Origin of the sequence: Daejeonella sp. (assembly GCF_049655485.1) — a bacterium.
Classification (GTDB): domain Bacteria; phylum Bacteroidota; class Bacteroidia; order Sphingobacteriales; family Sphingobacteriaceae; genus Daejeonella.
Window position 1 is genome coordinate 1 of the sequence record NZ_JBASJU010000123.1, and the last position, 1,679, is coordinate 1,679.

General features: G+C 43.5%; 4 protein-coding genes. All 4 read right to left on the reverse strand.

From position 1 onward, the window contains the following. Positions 1-137: WYL domain-containing protein (locus WBJ10_RS05060; protein WP_424288444.1), on the reverse strand; the 137-nt coding region annotated here is incomplete at its 3' end. Further along, a complete protein-coding gene (locus WBJ10_RS05065) occupies positions 73-471 on the reverse strand; it encodes a helix-turn-helix transcriptional regulator (protein ID WP_424288441.1) in 399 nt (132 codons plus the stop codon). The genes WBJ10_RS05060 and WBJ10_RS05065, both read right to left, overlap by 65 nt. Positions 472-505: 34 nt before the next feature. Continuing rightward, complete coding sequence (locus tag WBJ10_RS05070) at positions 506-1,228, reverse strand: copper homeostasis protein CutC (protein ID WP_424288442.1); 723 nt, start codon at positions 1,226-1,228, stop codon at positions 506-508. After that, a partial coding sequence (locus WBJ10_RS05075; protein ID WP_424288443.1) for an isoaspartyl peptidase/L-asparaginase occupies positions 1,228-1,679 on the reverse strand: 452 nt, incomplete at its 5' end. The genes WBJ10_RS05075 and WBJ10_RS05070, both read right to left, overlap by 1 nt.

Below are 1,679 nucleotides of genomic sequence, written 5' to 3' on the forward strand. Positions count from 1 at the left end.
GCAATAAGGTGCCAACTGTTATCCGAGTAAAATACTCCTAAGGGTTCAACCAGGCGCTCGGTCTTCTCCTGATTATAACGTGCATGATAGTTGATTTCGAGAACTTTCCCCGATATTTTGCAGCAAATCTTTTTTATCTTGATCAAGTACGGCTTTGATCTTGAACATTGCTGAACTGTAATTTTCAGCGTTTGGCCCGTCGGTTAATTGGGCAACGAGCTTTTCAGCAGTTAGAAATGCAAGGGCCTCTTCGGGACTAAACATCACCGGAGGCAAGCGATAACCATCTACCAGAGAATAACCCGTTCCAGCTTCGCCAATTACAGGTATGCCAGCTTGTTCAAGCGTTCGAATATCGCGATAAACGGTACGTAAACTTATATTAGACCTGTCGGCGATATCCTGCGCTTTAACCACCTTACGGGATTGAAGGTGAATAAGGATGGCAGATATACGGTCTATACGGTTCATGGATTATGATTCCTTTGCGCCAGGATAAGACACTTTAATAATTTAGAATTTGACGCATTTCCCGGACTTTGTCTGCATCGGTTTGAAATTGATATTGTGCGTCTAAATTATTGTGATCATGATTTCCTTTCAGGGGATCAATCTTTGTCTTAGCTGTGCTATGAAATTCCACAGCTCCTGTCGCCTTTGCAAGTTTTAATAAATTCTCTCCGGTTATACCGGAACCAGGCATGATGATAATTCTATTCTTCGCCCGCTCAACCAGCATTCCCAATTCGGAAATGGCATCTTCTGCGTGATCCTGGCCTCCCGAGGTTAGAATGCGATGGAATCCCATTTCTACAATATCTTCCAGCCCCTTTCTTCGATTGCTGCAACGATCAAAGGCCCGATGAAAAGTGAGCTGCATTTTGCCTGATAGCTTCACGAGCTCTAAACATCTATCCTTATCAACACTTCCGTCAGGATTAAGTATCCCAAAAACAAGTCCTTCACAACCGAGTTCACGACAAGCTAATACATCCTGTTTTATGGTCTCAAACTCTTCTTCAGAATACACAAAATCACCGCCTCGAGGCCGTATAATTGGAAATACTGGAATATTTAGCAGCGATTTGCATGTCTTGATCATGCCATAAGAAGGTGTTGTGCCTCCTTCATATAAATTATCGCAAAGTTCTATCCTATCGGCACCTCCCTTCTGAGCTGCAAGTGCCGAACCTAAAGAACCGACGCAGATCTCAAGGACATATTTCATTAATAGTAGCTGATTCCTTTATATAATTGTTTCTGGTCCTTTTTGTCGCAGACCGCAAAACTAAAGCCTTTCTGTATGGCATAGGCCCCGTACTCCCCCTTTTTGTTAATCGCTAGAAATCCCACCTGTATATCTTTTGCAGTTCCCGGTTTCTTTTTAATAATCCGCATCACCGCCTCTTTACAGGCCTCTTCCGGAGAATATCCTTGCCGCATAAGTTCCACGACTAAAAAGCTTCCTACATTTCTGATTACTTCCTCACCTACCCCGGTGGATGTAGCAGCACCATATTCATTGTCTACATATAATCCTGCGCCTATTATTGGAGAATCGCCCACGCGTCCATGCATCTTAAAAGCCATACCGCTGGTTGTACAAGCACCGGCAAGATTACCTTTTGCATCTATCGCCAGCATCCCAATAGTATCATGATTGAACTTATTTCCGGGCA